Origin of the sequence: Actinomadura vinacea (assembly GCF_039532545.1) — a bacterium.
GTDB lineage: Bacteria > Actinomycetota > Actinomycetes > Streptosporangiales > Streptosporangiaceae > Spirillospora > Spirillospora vinacea.
This window is the reverse complement of sequence record NZ_BAAARW010000002.1, coordinates 388,662-404,030: the sequence shown is the minus strand read 5'-3', so window position 1 is coordinate 404,030 and position 15,369 is coordinate 388,662. Positions and strand designations below refer to the sequence as shown.

General features: G+C 71.7%; 14 protein-coding genes. 2 read left to right on the top strand and 12 right to left on the bottom strand.

The genetic code is table 11. The features are described 5' to 3' along the window. Positions 1–990 (bottom strand): DUF6297 family protein (locus ABD340_RS03715; RefSeq protein WP_344586957.1); only part of this gene is annotated, 990 nt, incomplete at its 3' end. Beyond that, positions 987–1,613 (bottom strand): ABC transporter ATP-binding protein, encoded by a 627-nt coding sequence (locus tag ABD340_RS03710; protein ID WP_344586956.1) that lies wholly within the window; start codon positions 1,611–1,613, stop codon positions 987–989. The genes ABD340_RS03710 and ABD340_RS03715, both read right to left, overlap by 4 nt. A 137-nt stretch (positions 1,614–1,750) precedes the next feature. On the opposite strand from ABD340_RS03710, the gene ABD340_RS03705 reads away from it, so the two are divergent. Further along, on the top strand, positions 1,751–3,373 hold the full coding sequence (locus ABD340_RS03705; protein ID WP_344586955.1) for a class I adenylate-forming enzyme family protein: 1,623 nt from the start codon (positions 1,751–1,753) through the stop codon (positions 3,371–3,373). Positions 3,374–3,379: 6 nt separating this feature from the next. Here ABD340_RS03705 and ABD340_RS03700 read toward each other — a convergent pair whose 3' ends face one another. The 7 genes from ABD340_RS03700 to ureA are packed head-to-tail and all read right to left on the bottom strand — an operon-like array spanning position 3,380 to position 10,322. Next, positions 3,380–3,769, bottom strand: coding sequence for a nuclear transport factor 2 family protein (locus ABD340_RS03700; protein WP_344586954.1), 390 nt, complete (start codon positions 3,767–3,769; stop codon positions 3,380–3,382). 36 nt (positions 3,770–3,805) lie between these two features. After that, positions 3,806–4,510: an ABC transporter ATP-binding protein gene (locus tag ABD340_RS03695; protein ID WP_344586953.1), complete on the bottom strand. Its 705-nt coding sequence runs from the start codon at positions 4,508–4,510 to the stop codon at positions 3,806–3,808. Then, positions 4,494–6,329, bottom strand: a complete 1,836-nt coding sequence (locus ABD340_RS03690; protein WP_344586952.1) for an ABC transporter permease subunit — start codon at positions 6,327–6,329, stop codon at positions 4,494–4,496. The genes ABD340_RS03695 and ABD340_RS03690 overlap by 17 nt, the downstream gene beginning before the upstream one ends. Then, complete coding sequence (locus tag ABD340_RS03685; protein WP_344586951.1) at positions 6,326–7,186, bottom strand: branched-chain amino acid ABC transporter permease; 861 nt, start codon at positions 7,184–7,186, stop codon at positions 6,326–6,328. Before ABD340_RS03685 ends, ABD340_RS03690 begins: the two co-directional genes overlap by 4 nt. Positions 7,187–7,200: 14 nt before the next feature. After that, entirely contained in the window at positions 7,201–7,923 is a 723-nt protein-coding gene (locus ABD340_RS03680) for an ABC transporter substrate-binding protein (protein ID WP_344586950.1), read from the bottom strand. Next, positions 7,924–9,714: an urease subunit alpha gene (locus ABD340_RS03675; RefSeq protein ID WP_344586949.1), complete on the bottom strand. Its 1,791-nt coding sequence runs from the start codon at positions 9,712–9,714 to the stop codon at positions 7,924–7,926. It lies immediately after the preceding gene. Next, positions 9,711–10,322 (bottom strand): urease subunit gamma, encoded by a 612-nt coding sequence (gene ureA, locus ABD340_RS03670; protein WP_344586947.1) that lies wholly within the window; start codon positions 10,320–10,322, stop codon positions 9,711–9,713. Before ureA ends, ABD340_RS03675 begins: the two co-directional genes overlap by 4 nt. Positions 10,323–10,443: 121 nt before the next feature. Between ureA and ABD340_RS03665 the strand changes: the two genes are divergently transcribed. Beyond that, positions 10,444–11,631, top strand: coding sequence for a PucR family transcriptional regulator (locus ABD340_RS03665; RefSeq protein WP_344586946.1), 1,188 nt, complete (start codon positions 10,444–10,446; stop codon positions 11,629–11,631). 20 nt (positions 11,632–11,651) lie between these two features. Here ABD340_RS03665 and ABD340_RS03660 read toward each other — a convergent pair whose 3' ends face one another. From ABD340_RS03660 to ABD340_RS03650, 3 genes are all read right to left on the bottom strand, one after another. After that, a complete protein-coding gene (locus ABD340_RS03660) occupies positions 11,652–11,846 on the bottom strand; it encodes a ferredoxin (protein ID WP_344586945.1) in 195 nt (64 codons plus the stop codon). A 25-nt stretch (positions 11,847–11,871) separates the two neighbouring features. Then, the gene (locus ABD340_RS03655) at positions 11,872–13,014 is read right to left on the bottom strand and encodes a cytochrome P450 (protein WP_344586944.1); all 1,143 of its coding nucleotides are present in this window, start codon (positions 13,012–13,014) and stop codon (positions 11,872–11,874) included. 254 nt (positions 13,015–13,268) lie between these two features. After that, a complete protein-coding gene (locus ABD340_RS03650; protein ID WP_344586943.1) occupies positions 13,269–15,353 on the bottom strand; it encodes a WD40 repeat domain-containing protein in 2,085 nt (694 codons plus the stop codon). Positions 15,354–15,369 lie beyond the last annotated feature (16 nt).

Sequence of the window (15,369 nt, the reverse complement as noted above, 5' to 3'; positions counted from 1 at the left end):
CGCCGTGCAGGACGCGGCCGCGCCCAGCGCCCCGGCCGCGGCCAGCGCCACCGCGATTGGGGCGGCGCCGCCCGCCTCCAGCGCCGCCAGCGCGGGCAGCATGGTGGACGCGAACAGGGCGGCGAGCCGCACCGGCCGGCGGCCGAGCCTGCGCCAGTCGTGCCAGGCCAGCGCGAGCGGGGCGGGCAGCATCGGCCAGCGCCGCGACCGCAGGGCACGGCCTCGCCAGTACGCGTCCTCGGCGACCATGGTCAGGGCGCCGGGGTCGAGCATGGCCGTCGCGGTCGCCGCCCGGTTGGCGCGGGTGGAGGCGGCCAGCAGGTCGCGCGCGTGGACGCGGTCGAGCCGGGCCCCCGCCATCCGCACCGCCAGTGCCGCGGCGACGGCGCCGGCCGCCGCCAGGGTCGCGCCCAGCGAGGCCGGGACCGTTTGGACGAGGCGGCCGGCGGGGCCGCTCAGGAAGGCCGCGAGGACGGCGGCGACCGCCACCGCGAGGATCGCCACGCGCAGCCGGCCGTCCCAGGACTCGGATCCTTGGGCCAGCACCGCGGCCGCGGTCCCGCCGGTCGTCGCGGAGACGCCGAGCACCAGCGCCGCCGCCAGCCGCAGGACGGTGTGGTCGGGTGCTCCGAGCACCGCGAGCAGGCTCACCCCGAGGGCCAGCCCGCCTACCACCGCCACGCCGAGCAGGACCAGCGACGACAGCGCCAGCACCCGGCGGCGGGGCAGCGGGGAGAGCAGCAGCCAGGCCGCGTCGGCGGCAGGTAAGGCGAGGGGCCCGAAGGCACGGGCCAGGACCAGGTAGCCCGTGTAGAGCAGGCCCAGCAGGGCCAGACCGGCGCCCGCCCGCGTCGGGTCGACCTGGCGGCCGAGGCCCGTGAGCACGTCCTGGACGTACGGCGCGAGCAGCAGCAGCGCCACCGACGTACCGAACACAAGGGCGTACCGGTCGGTCCAGCCCATGCGCTCCCTGCGCCGGACGATGTTCACGCGGCCTCCAGTGTTACGAGCCGCGCCCCGGCGGCCTGTGCCATCCCGGGATCGTGCGTCGCCATCACGACCGTGCCCCCGGCGGCCGCGTACCCGGCCAGGATCGACGCCAGGCGGGCTCGGAACGCCGCGTCGAGACCGCGCTCCGGCTCGTCCAGGAGGAGTACGCGGCTCGGGCGCAGCAGTGCCATCGCCAGCGACAGGCGCTGCCGCTGGCCGGTGGACATCGCCAGGGGCGCCATGTCGCGCCGTCCCGCGAGACCGAACATCTCCAGGGCCTCCTCGGCGCCCATCCGGGGGGACCCGCCGTGCACGGACGCCATGAGCTCCAGGTGCTCCAGAACGGTCAGCCCCGGATACCAGGCCGGCTCGTCGCCGACGAGGACGACGTCGCGCCAGAAGCCCGGCCCGTCGGCGGGTGCGCGGTCCAGCACCCCGACCTCGCCGCCCGCGCGCGGCTGGAGACCCGCCAGGCAGCGCAGCAGCGTGGACTTGCCGGCGCCGTTCTCCCCGGCCACGGCGACGATCTCGCCCCGTCCGGCCGCCAGGTCGACGCCGTCGAGGATCGCGGTGCCGCCGAACTCGACCCTGACGGCCCGCGCCCGGATGATCATTTCCGACATTCCCACAGACTAGTGTCCGCCGAAGCCGCCTCTGCCGCCAGGCATGACCCAATAAAATCTATCCATAGACTATTCAGACCTGTAGCGTTTAGGCTTGGCGCGCCGTGAATCGCGGATGGAAGGGACACTTCTCGACGATGGCGCGTTACCAGGCGGGCCGCCGCTCGCTCGCGGAGCTCTGGGGCACGGCGGTCACCGAGGACGGCTACGCCGGGCATCCGGGGCGGGTCCTGCACCCGCGGCCCGGCTCGCTCGGCGAAATGCTCGCCGGGGTGCCGCGCTGGGCGGACCGCACCTTCATCGTGCAGGGACGACGGCGAATCTCGTTCGCGCACTTCCTCGGCGCCGTCGAGTCCGCCGCCGCCCAACTCGCGCGCCGCGGGGTCGGCGCCGGCGACCGCGTCCTGCTGCTCGGCTACAACGGCCCGGACTGGATCCTCGCGCTGTGGGCGGCATGGCGGGCCGGAGCGGTGCCGGTCCTGGGCAACCGCTGGTGGAGCAAGAGCGAGACCGAGCACGCGCTGAAGCTGCTCCGGCCCGCCCTGACCTTCACCGATCTGCCCGAACCCGGGGCGCACGGCATCACCGGTTCCCTCGCGCCCGAAGACCTGTCCGCCGCCTTCGACGGTGTGCCCCCCGCCGACCTCGATGCCGTCATCGCCGGGTTCCCCGCACCGCCCGAGGACGACCCCGCACTGATCCTCTTCACGTCGGGCAGCACGGGATCCCCCAAGGGGGTGGTGCTCTCCCACCGCTCGGTGATCGCCAACCAGCACAACCTGCTGTCCCGCTCCGGCCGGCTGCCCGGCGACCTGCCCGCGGACGCGCCGCAGCCGGTCGCCCTGGTCTGCACGCCGCTGTTCCACGTCGGCGGCGTCTCCAACCTGCTCACCAACCTGCTCACCGGCGCCAAGCTGGTGCTGAACGAGGGCAGGTTCGATCCGGGCCGGATCCTGGAGCTGATCGAGACCGAACGGGTGCAGAGCTTCGGCGGCGTCCCCACGATGGCCATCCGCGTCCTGGAGCATCCCGACTTCGCGACCCGCGACCTGTCCAGCCTGCGCTCCTGGCCGCTCGGCGGCGCCCCCGTGCCGACGAGCCTGCTGGAGACCATCGGCCGCCGTGTGCCCCAGCTCGAACGCCGCGGCCTCAACAACACCTGGGGCATGAGCGAGTCGGGCGGGTTCCTCACCGTCGCCGGCAACCGCGACCTCGCGCAGCGTCCCGGCACCGTCGGCCGCCCCTACCCGGCCGTCGAGTTGCGCATCGCCGACCCCGACGAGTCCGGCAGCGGGGAGATCCTGGTCCGCAGCCCCACCGTCATGCTCGGCTACCTCACCCCTGACGGCGTCCCGGACGCCACGGTCGACGACGACGGCTGGCTCCACACCGGCGACCTGGGGCACGTCGACGACGACGGCTACCTCTACATCAACGGCCGCAGCAAGGACGTCGTCATCCGCGGCGGCGAGAACATCGCATGCCCGCATGTCGAGGCCGCCCTGGCCCGGCACCCCCTCCTGGTGGAGGTGGCCGTGCTCGGCGTGCCGCACCCGGACCTGGGCGAGGAACTGGCCGCGGTGGTCGTCCACCGGCCCGGGAACGCGCCCACCGAGGACGGCCTGCGCGAGTTCCTGACCGGGACACTGGCCTATTTCGAGATCCCCACGCGCTGGCGGGTCCAGACCGAGGAGCTGCCGACACTGCCGGGCGAGAAGATCGACAAGAGGACGCTGCGCGCCCGCTTCGGCACCGGATAGCCGCGGTCAGTCGCCCTCCAGGCGCCGCTGGACCGCGGCCATGTCCCAGAAGGCCTTCTGCCGGGTGATGCGCCCGTCCGCGTCGACCTCGTAGACGTTGATGCCCTCGAAGTCGGCGCTCCGCTCGCCGGCCTCCACGTGGCAGGTCCATTTCACCGCCGCCTGACCGCCGCCGTAGAAGCGCTCGACGGGGGTGAGGATCATGACGGGGAAGGCGTCGAAGATGCCCTGCTGGAAGGCCCTGAGCGCGTCCCTGCCGGTGACGGGGGCACCGCCGACGGGGTCCTCGCTGGTGGCGTCGGGGGCGAAATTGGCCGCCCAGGCGTCCGCGTCACGGGCGGCGATCGCCGCGGAGTAGCGGTCGACGGCCGTCTCGACGAGAGATGTGCTGGCCATGCGCTGTTTCCTTTCGTTGTCACTGGGACGACCGGTTCAGACGCCGAGATACTCGTGCTGCAGGTCCTCGTTCGTCATGAGGTCCCCGACCGCGACCCTGTCGACCAGGGTGCCCTTGTCGATGACGTTGACGGACGCGCACACGCGCCCGACGAAGTCGAGGTTCTGTTCAGCGACCAGGACGGCGATGCCCCGTTCGCGCGCGGCCGCCACGAGCATCCCGGCGATGTCGACGACGATCGAGGGCTGGATGCCCTCGGACGGCTCGTCGAGCAGCAGCGCACGCGGATCGGTGATCAGGGCTCTGGCGATCGCGAGGATCTGCTGCTGACCGCCGCTCAGGCTCCGGCCGCCGGCGTTCACTTTCGGCTTGAGCTGCGGAAACTCCTCGAGCGTCCGTTCCAGGCGGGCGGGCCACTCGCGGCGGCGCGTCCCGGCGACCGCGACCCGCAGGTTCTCCAGCACGGAGAGCCCCGGGAAGATGTCGCGCCCCTGGGGCACGTAGGCCAGCCCGGCGCGCGCCCGTTCGTGCGGGGGCAGCCCGCCGAGTTCCCGGTCGCCGAGGCTGATGGACCCGCGCGTGAGCGGAAGCCGCCCGATGATGGTGCGGAGCAGGGTCGACTTCCCCACCCCGTTGCGTCCGAGAAGCACGGTCGTCTCTCCGGCCGCCACTTCCAATGTGACTCCGTGGAGCACCGTCGTCGAGCCGTATCCGCTGCGGACATCACTTAGCGTCAGCATGCGTCCGCCCTAGGTAGCTGCTCAGGACCCGCTCGTCGGCCCGGATCTCGTCGACGCTGCCCTCGGCCAGGACGGCCCCCTTGTGCAGCACCGTGACCGGGGCGCCCAGTTCGCGGATGAACTCCATGTCGTGCTCGACGACCACCACCGTGCAGTGAGAGGACAGCCTCTTCACCAGTTCCGCGACGAGACGGGTCTCCTCACGTGTCATGCCGGCGGTCGGCTCGTCCAGCAGGACCACCGCGGGGCGGGCCGCCAGCACCATTCCGATCTCCAGCAGCTGCCGGTGCCCGTGGGCGAGCTCGGACGCGGGGCCGTCCGCCCGCGCCGCCAGGCCCAGCCATCCGGCCATCGCCCGCGCCCGCCGGTCGGCCTCGCGCACCGAACGGCAATCGGCGTACGCCGCCAGCCACAGGTTCTCCAGGACGGTCGCTTCGAGGTAGACGCTGGAGACCTGCGTCTTGATCCCCACGCCCAGCCGGGCCCGCCGGAAGGCCGGCCGCCCGGTGATGTCGGCGTCACCCAGGCGGATCGTCCCGCTCGTGGGGCGGTTCCTCCCGACGAGCAGGGAGAACAGGGTGCTCTTGCCGGCGCCGTTGGGGCCGACGATCGAGTGGATCCGGTGCGCCTCGAAACGCAGGGAGACACCGTCGGTGGCGACCAGCCCTCCGAAGCGCTTGACCAGGTCGTGCGTGCTCAGGGTGGCGGCCCTGCCCTCGTCCCGCGGGAGCGGCGGATCACCGTCGATCGGCTGGATCGCGGTATCGGCGTCCGCGGCGGCCCCGTCCCGGGCACGCAGCCGGCGGACGAGGCCGGCCAGCGTCGGCACGAGCCCGGCGGGAACCACCAGGACCACCAGGATCAGGACCGCGCCCAGCACGATCGGCCCGAAGTCGCCGCCGGCACCACCGAGCGCCGAGGTCAGCGGCTCCACCAGCACGACGCCGGCGAGCCCGCCGAGCAGCGACTGCCTCCCCCCGACCAGGACCCACACGACGACCATGGTCGACTGGGCGAGACCGAAGACGGACGGATCGATGTAGAGGGCGCTCGCGGCGTACAGGGCACCGGCGAGGCCCGCCACCACGCCGCCGAGCGCGAAGGCCGTCAAGCGCACGCGCCGCGGGTCGTAGCCGAGCAGTTCGGTCCGCTCCCGGTTGCTCGCGGTCGCGAGCACGACGCGCCCGAAGGGCCTGCGCATCAGCGTCCGGAGGCCGACGGCGACCAGTGCGGTCACGATGACGACCAGCTGGAACGTCGCGATGAGCGGCAGGCCGTCCGGCGCCCAGGGAACGGTCAGGGCCGAGGTCGCGAGCCCGTTGTATCCGCCCAGTGCCACGGAGCCGATGTGGTATTTCGGGTCGGACAGGCTGCCCATCACCGTGAGCAGCAGCAGGGAGAAGGCCAGGGTCACGATCGCGACGGGAAGCTCGCTCAGCCGGCCGTAGAAGACGAAATAGCCGATCGACGCCGCGGCGAGCCCGGCGACCAACGCCGCACCGGCGACCGCCGAGACCGATTCGCCGGTCATCGGAAGGAGGTTGCCCGCCAGCACGCCGTAGGCGTAGGCGCCGATGCCGAAGAGGGCGCCCTGGGCGAAGCTGAGGATGCCGGCCTTGCCCCAGACCAGGACGAGGCTCAGCGCGAGCAGCCCGTAGACGGTCCAGGTGGTGAGCCGCTGGGCGGCGGCGTCTCCGAGCGCGCCGGCGGCGAAGGCGGCGGCGAGGGCGATCACGAGGATGCCGGGCGTGCCCGACGCGAGCCGCAGCACGGCGGCGCGGCGGCCGGCGGAGGCGCCCTGGGCAGGATGGCCGGTCACAGCGTCGCCTTCCGGAACCGGCCCGAGATCCCGTCGGGCAGCAGCCGCAGGATGACGGTGGCCGTGGCCAGCAGCGCGGCCGTCCCCAGCAGCGGCGTGGACGCCAGGCTGACGACCTGGCGGACCGCGCCGAGCAGGCCGGCCGCGGCGACCATGCCGGTGACCACGGCGGGACCGGCGAGGACGACGCTGATGAAGGCCGACGAGATCAGGGGCACGCCCATCGTCGGCACCACGGCCAGCACCGGCGCGAGGAACGCGCCCGCGACGCCGGCCAGCGCCGCGCCGAGGCCGAACGTCAGCGCGTTGACCCGGGCGGTGTCGACCCCGAGGTCGCCCGCCATGTCGCGGTTCTGCATGGTGGCGCGGGCCAGCAGCCCGTACCGGGTGCGGCGGAACACCAGCAGGACGAGGCCGACCAGGCCCGGCGCCGCGATGATCAGCACGATGCTGTACCACCCGATCGCGTAGCGTCCCGCGTGGACGCTGCCGAGCGGGGTGGCGATGCCGCGTGGGCTGCTGCCCGCCTGGAGCGTCATGGTCTGCTGGAGTATCAGGCTCAGCCCGAAGGTGACCAGCAGCGTGCTCTCGATCCGGCGGCCGTACAGCCTGCGGATCAGAAGCCGCTCCGTGACGATGCCGGCGGCGCCGGTGAAGGCCGGGGCGGCGAGGATGCCGGCCCAGAGCGGAAGTCCCGTCTGGACGGCGAGCACCGCCGTGAAGGCGCCGAGCATGATGAACTCGCCGTGCGCCATGTTGATGACGCCCATCATGCCGAAGATGATCGAGAGGCCGAGCGAGACCATGATGAGGCCCGCCATGTCGTAAAGGATGTTGACCGCGAGGTTGCCGAGCATCGCCCGCACTCCTTTCAGGGGGTGAAGGCGCGGTTCAGGGAAGGGTTCTTGACCAGGTCGCACACCGACTTCTCATAAACGGGGGCCTGATTCGGGATCGTCTTGACGAGGTCGAACCCGCGCCGGTCGTTCACCCTGCCGAGGGTGATGTCCTCGACCACGTGGTGGGACCGTCCGTCCAGGGTGACCTTGCCGGCCGGTGAGTCGATCGAGACCTGGCCGGACTCGACGGCCTTGAGCACCTTGTCCCGGTCCAGGCTGCCCGCCTTGTTGACGGCGGCGGCCCACAACTGCCAGCCGTTCCACTCCGAGACCGCCAGGTCGGTGATGTACGGCTGGTTCGCGCCATGGGCGCCGGCGAACTTCTTCAGGAATTCGGCATTGGCGGGGTTCTTGAGCTCCTCGTAGTAGTTGTAGGAGGTGATGACCCCCTTGGCCTCCGCCGGACTGAGGATCTCCTGTTCGTTCCCGAGCCCGAAGGACGGTGAGACGATCTTCATCTTCGCGTTGAGCCCCTTGGCGGTGAATTCCCGGTAGAAGGGAACATGGTTGGCGCCCACGAGCACGGAGACGATGACGTTCGGAGCCTGCTGCTGGATATTGTTCAGCGTCGCCGCGAAATCGCCGCTGTCGAGCGAGATGAACTCCTTGCCGACGACCGTGGCGCCGAGCTCGCGCGCGTACTTCTCGATCCACTGGGCGGAGATCCGGCCGTAGTTGTAATCCGCGGCCACCACCTACATCTTCTTGCCGAGATTCTCGGCCGCATAACCCATCAGCGGCTTCAGGAACTGCGACGCGGTCTCACCGGTGATGACCTGGTTGCGGTCGCACACGCCGCCCTCGTAGAGGCTGTTGTAGAAATAGAGCGGCAGGTCGGTGGCGGCCGGGACGGTGGTCTCGACCCCGTCGACGAGCACCGGGCCCGGCGTCCGCGGCACCTCGACCCTCGGGGCCGCCGTGTTGTGCAGCATGTCCGCCCTGGTCAGGCCGCGTGCGGAGCGCACCGGCGCGTACGTCAGCCCACGCGGAAGGGCAGCGGAGGCAGTGCCGTCGGAGAGCGCGGCCGCCGCGACGAAGATCCGCGAAAGCCGGGCCGGCGCGTCGCCCAACGCTCCGAAGTACGGACGGTACCGGCGCGGCTGGGTGAGCCTGGTCGAGCCCGAGCCGGAGCCGGCGTTGCCCCAGGCGACGAACCCGCCCTTGATGACCAGTTCCGGCTTGGCCCCGAACCAGGCCGGATGCCACAGCACCAGGTCGGCCAGATGTCCCGGCCGGAGCGTGCCGACCTCGTGCGCCAGGCCGTGCGCGATGGCCGGATTCACCGTGATCTTGGCCAGGTAGCGCAGCACCCGCTCGTTGGCCGGATCCTCCGCACCCCCGTGCCCGGCCCGCAGCGCCTGGACGTGGGCGAGCTGCCAGGTGCGCCGGGCCGTCTCGGCGATCCGGCCCATGCCCATCGAATCGGAGTTGACGATGCTGATGGCGCCGAGGTCGTGGAGCACGTTCTCGGCGGCGATGGCGTGGCTCCGAATGCGCCCGCGCGAGATCGCGACGTCGGTTTCGACGTGCTGGTTCTGGCGGTGCACGGTCATGGTCATCGGGAAGAGCTCGGCCGCCGTGTTCACCGTGTACGGGACCGTGGGCGTGGTGGAGGAGGCCAGGATGCTCCGCTCGGAAAGGATCTCCAGCAGGTCGGGGTGACCGCCGCCGCCCTCGACGTGGTAGGCGTGGACGGTCCGTCCCCGCGTCGCGTCGACCGTGTCCCGCAGATAGCCGGACTCGTTCAGCGAGTCGGTGTGCAAGGCGACCGGCAGGTCGGCGTGCTCGGCGGTGTCCAGGCAGGTGTCGATGATCCGGGGGGTGGCCCCGAAGTCCTCGTGGATCTTGAAACCGCCGGCCCCGGCCAGCACCGACCGGTCCAGCACGGCGCGGGAACTGGACGAGCCCCGGGCCAGGAACGCCACGTTCAGCGGGGTCCCCCGCCATGAGGACATCAGGGTGTGCAGGTTGTTCTCCGGATTGCAGCCGATGTCCCACACCCCGCCCAGGCCCATGCCGACGATCGTGGTCACCCCCGCCGCGAGCGCGGCGGGCCCGACCTCCGGCGAGGAGAGATGGACGTGGCTGTCGACGATGCCCGGTGTGGCGATCAGCCCCTCCCCGGTGACCACCGCGGTATGCGAGTCGATCGCGAAGTCCACCGGCGCCATGTCCGGGTTGCCGCCCCCGCCGACCGCGACGATGCGGCCGTCCTTGACGCCGATGTCCGTCTTGCGCACCCCGAGGACCGGATCGATCAGGAGCACGCTGGAGACCACCAGGTCCAGCGCCGACATCCGGTCGGAGTGCGGCGAGGCGAGCAGGCCGTCCCGGACCGTCTTGCCGCATCCGCCGAGGAGCTCGTCGCCGGGGACGCCGTCGTCGGCCTCGACCTCCACCCACAGGCAGGTGTCGCCGAGCCGGACGCGGTCCCCCGTGGTGGGGCCGTAAAGGGCGTTGTACGTGCGCCGGTCGACCCTTGTCATACCGCCGTCTCCCGTTCCGCCGGACCACGCCGGCCCTCCACTAGTCGGACCTCCCGTTCGACGCCGGGCTCGAAGGCCAGCGCGGTGCCCGCGGCGATGTCCAGCCGCATCCCCAGCGCGGCCGCCCGGTCGAACTCCAGGGCCGCGTTCGCCTCCGCAAGCGGGTAGTGCGACGACACGTAGATCGTCCGATCGCCGGTGTTGCGCACCGTGAGCATCAGCCGCCCGCGGCCGGCATTGATCTCGACCGGCCCTTCCGCGGTCCGCACCGCCCCGGGCCCGGCCCCGCCCCCGCGCGCGCCGGCCGGAGCGATGGGATCGTCGATCGCGACCAGCGAGGTCCCGCTGGGGAAGAGCGCCTCGACCTGGATCGTCGGGATCATCGACGGCACCCCGTCCATGACCTCCTCCGGTGACAGCGCGGCCCGGCCGGCCGCGATGACCTCCTCCAGGCTCAGCCCGGCCCAGGCGGCCTCCAGGACCTCGTCGCAGATGATGGCGATCGCCTCCGGCGTGTTCAGCCGCCGCCCCCGCGCCCGGCGGCGCCGCGCGAGTTCGGCGACGGCGAACATCTGGACCCGCTCCAGCTCGCGAGGAGTCAGATGCACTGCTACAACCTCCTGGCCACACACGACCCGATTGCGGATCTTCCGTTCTCCCACGATCCCGGAAGGTGAAAGCGGCGGCCAACGTTGAATCACCGCCAATGCAGCCTCTAGGTTTGTGCAGATGCACACCCCGGTCTCATCTGCCCCTCCCCCGGCCCCCCGGGTCATCGAACTCGCCGTCGACTGCCTCGACGGCATCGACGGCCTCATCGGGGAGTGGATGGAGGTCGTGCGACCGGTACGCGCCGCATACGGCGACCTCGTCCCCGACCAGGAGCTCCACGGCGCCGCGGTGCACGCCTTCGAGCTGGTGCTGCACACCGTGGCGGGCCTGCCCGTGCCGGACGAGGTCACCTCGGTGTCGGAACGCGTCGGGGAGCGGCGTGCTCGGCAGGGGGTCCCGCTCGAAGCCCTGCTCGACGCCGCCCGGCTGGACTTCCGCGTCGTGTGGACCGCGCTGGTCGAGCGCGCCGGCCCTTCCGACATGGCCGAACTGGCGTCCTCGGCCTACCACGTCTGGGAGGCCGTCGAAGGGCACGTGACGGGCATCCTGCGGGCCTACCAGCGGACCGTCCTGGAAATGGGCCGCCGGGCCGCCGACGAGCGCAGAATGTGGTTCGCCCGCCTCCTGGACAACGGCGGCCGCAGTCCCACCGTCGTCCGCGACGCCGCCCTGGCGCTGGGCTTCGACCTGAAGGCCGACTTCCTGTGCGCGGTCGCGGCCGCCCGGGACGGTGCGCGGCTGCTGCGTGCCACGGCGGCCCTTCGCGCCACCGGCGCCGTGCTGCAGCAGCAGCCGGCCGTCTCGGACGAGGTGCTCGTCATCGGCCTGGGACCCCGCATGACTCAGCGAACGGTCCTGGATCATCTCCAGGACGTACCGTGCGGCCTGTCACCGGTCATGAACGGACTCGCCTCGGTGCCCCGTGGAGTCGTGCTGGCCACCGCCACCGCGCGCGTCCTCCCGGCCGACGCGACCGGCCCGCGCGGACTGGAGGACAGCTGGCTGGACGTCCTGGTCCACCGCACCGGGGACCTCGCGGGCGACCTCGCGGACCAGGTACTCGGCGCGCTCGACCCCTCGGCGGGCCCCGATTCGGAGGCCCGCCGGCTCCTCGACACCGCGCGGGTGCACCTCGCCGGTACCGGATCGATCGCCGACACCGGCGCGGCCCTCTTCCTCCACCGCAACACCGTCCAGCACCGTTTCAAAAGGTTCCACGAGCTCACCGGCCGGGACCTGCGACGCCCGCAGGACGCCGCCCTGGTCGCGCTCGCCCTGCGGGCCAGAGACCAGAGCGGCGCATAGCCGCGCCCTGGCGGACCTCGTCATTCCTCGATCGTGATGGCCAGTGCCGGGCACACTTCTACGGCATGCCGCACGTCGTCGGCCTGCTCGGAGGATGGATCCTCATCGAGGAGAACGACGATGCCGTCCTCTTCGCGCTGGTCGAAAACCCTATCGGCCGCCATGACGCATTGCCCGGAGCCAATGCACTTGTCCTGATCAATGGTCACCTTCACGGGATGCTCCTTGCTCGCCTTGGTGTCACCAGGTCACGGGCAGTTCATGGACGCCGTAGATGAACGCGTCATGTTTGAACGGGATGTCGTCCAGCTGAGTGGCCAGGCGAAGGGTAGGGATGCGTTTATAGAGGGTGCCGTAGACGACTTGGAGTTCCATGCGGGCCAGCGGCTGGCCGAGGCACTGGTGGACTCCGAAGCTGAAAGTCACATGGCGGCGAGCGTCACGGCGCAGGTCCAGCCGATCCCCGTCGGGGAACACCTCGGGGTCGCGGTTGCCCATGTCGTTGAGGAGGATCATCCCCTCGCCGGCGCGGATGGTCTGGCCGGCGATCTCGATGTCCTCCAGCGCGACGCGGCGCATCCCGAGGTGCGGGATGTTCAGGTAGCGAAGCAGTTCGTCGACCGCGCCGGCGACCGGTTCCGGATCGTCGGCGTCGCGCAGCAGGGCCAGCTGGTCGGGGTGTTCCAGCAGGGCCAGAGTGCCCAGGGCGATCATATTCGCGGTCGTTTCGTGCCCGGCGAACAGCAGCAGGACTGCCATCGCGGCAGCTTGCTGCCGGGTCAGCGCGCCCTGCTCTACCTTCTCTCCCAGTTCGGACAGCAGCGCCTCGTCGGGATCGCGGCGCTTGGCGTCCAGCAGGTCGCCGATGTAGGCGAACAGCCGCTGGTGGGCTTCGGCCCGCTGCGTCGGCGTCGAGGAGCGCATGATGACGGCTTTGCTGTTCGCCTGGAAGAAGTCGTGGTCTTCGTAGGGAACGCCGAGCAGTTCGCAGATCACCAGCGAGGGCACCGGCAACGCGAACGCCTCCACAAGGTCCGTCGGCCTCGGGCCCGCCAGCATGTCGTCGATCAGGCCGTCGACGGTCTTCTGCACGGCCGGGCGCATGGCCTCGATCCGCTTGATGGCGAACGGCGCGGTGACCATCCGGCGCAGCCGGGCGTGCTCGGGATCGTCCATGTTCATGAAACTGAGAAGATGGCTGTCGTCGGCGGGTTCCTGGCCGTCGACGTGACCGGTTTCATCGTCGCCGTCCCCGTGCGGGACGTCCGGCCCCGGGTAGCCGGGGAGGGTGGGGTCGACACTGACCCTCGGGTCCGCCAACAGCGCCCGTTGCTCGGCGTACCTCGTCACCGCCCACGGCGTGCTGCCGTCACGCAGCCGCACCCGCGTGAGCGGCCCTTTCTCCTGCAGGGCGCGAAACGCAGGCGGCGGATCGAACGGGCATCCTTTCGCCCGGGGCATGGGAAATTCCGGAAGCTCCCCGCTCTCGCCGGACGAACTGGTCGTGCTGGTCATGACTTTCCCCCAAGTCCTGTCTGTTCGCATTCGGGACGAGCCGCCGATCTTGACCAGGTCGTCCTGAAGTGTAACGAGTCAGGGACACAGCGTTCGGTTCACGCTCGACTGCCGGTGCCGGGTCACCAGCAGTCGACGTCGGCTCCTGTCGTGATGATGCGGAGGGCGGCGAACGCGGCGGCGGGGCGGTCCGAGCCGTTGACGCCGTACTGGTCGGGCAGGGGGAGGACGGGGAGCAGGTCGAGGACGGCACCGACGTGGCCCAGCTCGGTGGCCTTCCTGACCAGGTCGGCCGTTTCGTGGTCGCGGCGGACGAGGGGGATCTTGAGGAGGTCGGTGTGGGCCTGCTTGAGAGTCTCCACGTCCTCGGCCGCGGATTCTCCGGTGCGGCGGGCCTCCGCCAGGGAGTCCTTCACCCACACGTTGTGGCGCTCGCCGTAGAGTTCCAGCAGGTCGGGCAGGACGTGGCGGACGAGCAGGCGCACCGCCTGCCAGTCCTCGAACCATCCTGCGCGCAGGAGCTCCTCGGCCCTGCCGGTCTCGCCCCGGCGCAGCAGGTAGCCGAGGTAGGGGACGTCGTCCCTCCAGACGGGGACGCCCGTTCCCTCGTCCAGCAGCGCGCGGGCCTCGTCCTCGCGGCCGCACTCGGTGAGCGCCCAGATCACCGGCAGGCGGTCGCGCCAGGCGTCGGACGACGGGATCGCCTCGCGCGCGCGGCCGAACCAGCGGTCCGCGCGGGACGTGTCGCCCAGGGCCGCGCAGGCGCCGCCCACCGCCCCTGCGACGGCGGCCCTCCCCCGCCACATGGTCTCGATCTCGTCGTCGGTGTGCGGGAATCCGGTCCGGTCGCCGAGGATCATCGCCACCTCCGCGGCGGCGTGCGGGCGGTTCTCGTCCCGCTGCTTGGCGACGAGGTCAAGCGCCTGACGCACCTCGCCGCGGCGGGCGCGGATGACCGCCGCGCCGCGCAGCACCTCCTCGGCCCAGATCTGCTGCGGCGACTCCGTCTCGTCGTAGGCCGTCTCGAAGGTGCGGAACAGGTCGTCCACGGTCCCGGCGTTCGGCGGCGGCCAGCCGCGCGTCGCGGGGAAGGGCAGTCCGGGGCCGCGGAAGGACGCCAGGCGCTCGCGGTCCGGCGGCGGCAGGTGGTCGACGGCGGCGATCGCGTCGGGGACGACCTCCAGCCCGCCCCACTCCGCGGGCCAGGCGAACCGGCGGCCGACGGCCCAGCAGAGGGACGCCGGCAGGAGCGTCGCGTACTCGTCGTGCTCCGTGGGCGCGATCACGACGCCGGACGAGAAGGCCGCCGCCCAGGTGTCCGGGTCGAAGGCGTACGTCGGGTCCCGCGGGAAGTCCTCCGCGAGGTCGCGGCCGTCCAGTTCCAGCGGACGGGGCCCGGACGGCCGGAGGTTGAAGTGGTGACAGCCTATGAACGCGCCGTCGGTGCGGTTGAAGTAGAGCGCGGTCGCGGAGGTGGAGACGACGATGTCGTCGGCGCCCCACAGGACGCCGGTCGCGTCGGTGGGTGCGAAGTGCAGCACGTCGGTCTTCTCCGCGCCGTCGCCGAGGGTCCAGATGTCGATCTCATCCGCGGTGGTGAGGCAGGCGCCCTGCCTGGCGTCGGGTGACCAGGCCCATGCGCGGGGGGCCGAATCGAGGTCGTAGAGGTGCCGGCCCGCCGCGTCCAGGATGGTGACGCCGTCCGCTTCGAGGACCGCGCGGCGTCCGTCGGACGACAGGGCCGAGGAGGCGGGGGCGGGCGCCCGCACCTGCTCGTCGAGCGCGCCGCCCGCGCCGAAGGGGTCCCACGTGCCCTTGCCGGTGAGGACGCGCGTGCCGTCCGAGGACCATCGGATCTGGTCGGCGCCTTCGGGAACGTCGATGACGTTGACGCAGCGCCCTTCGGGAACCTCCCAGATGGCGAGGGCGCCACCGGCCGTCGCCAGCCAGCGGCCGCACGGGCTCAGCGCGCAGGCGGTGAGGGGCCCGGAGTGGACGTCCTGGTGGAACAGCACCGCGCCGTGCTCCTTGAGCCGCCCGGTCGTGTACCGGTGCGCGTCCTTCACCAGGCCGTAGTGCCTGTCCTGCAGACCGGCGAGGGCGGCGCGCAACGGCGGCAGGTCGCGTTCGGGGGTGAACGAGTCCCAGTCCGCCGCCTGGAGCGCCTCCAGGAAGGCTTCCGCCTCCAGGTCCTTCTCGATCTTCATGATGCGCGATCGTAGG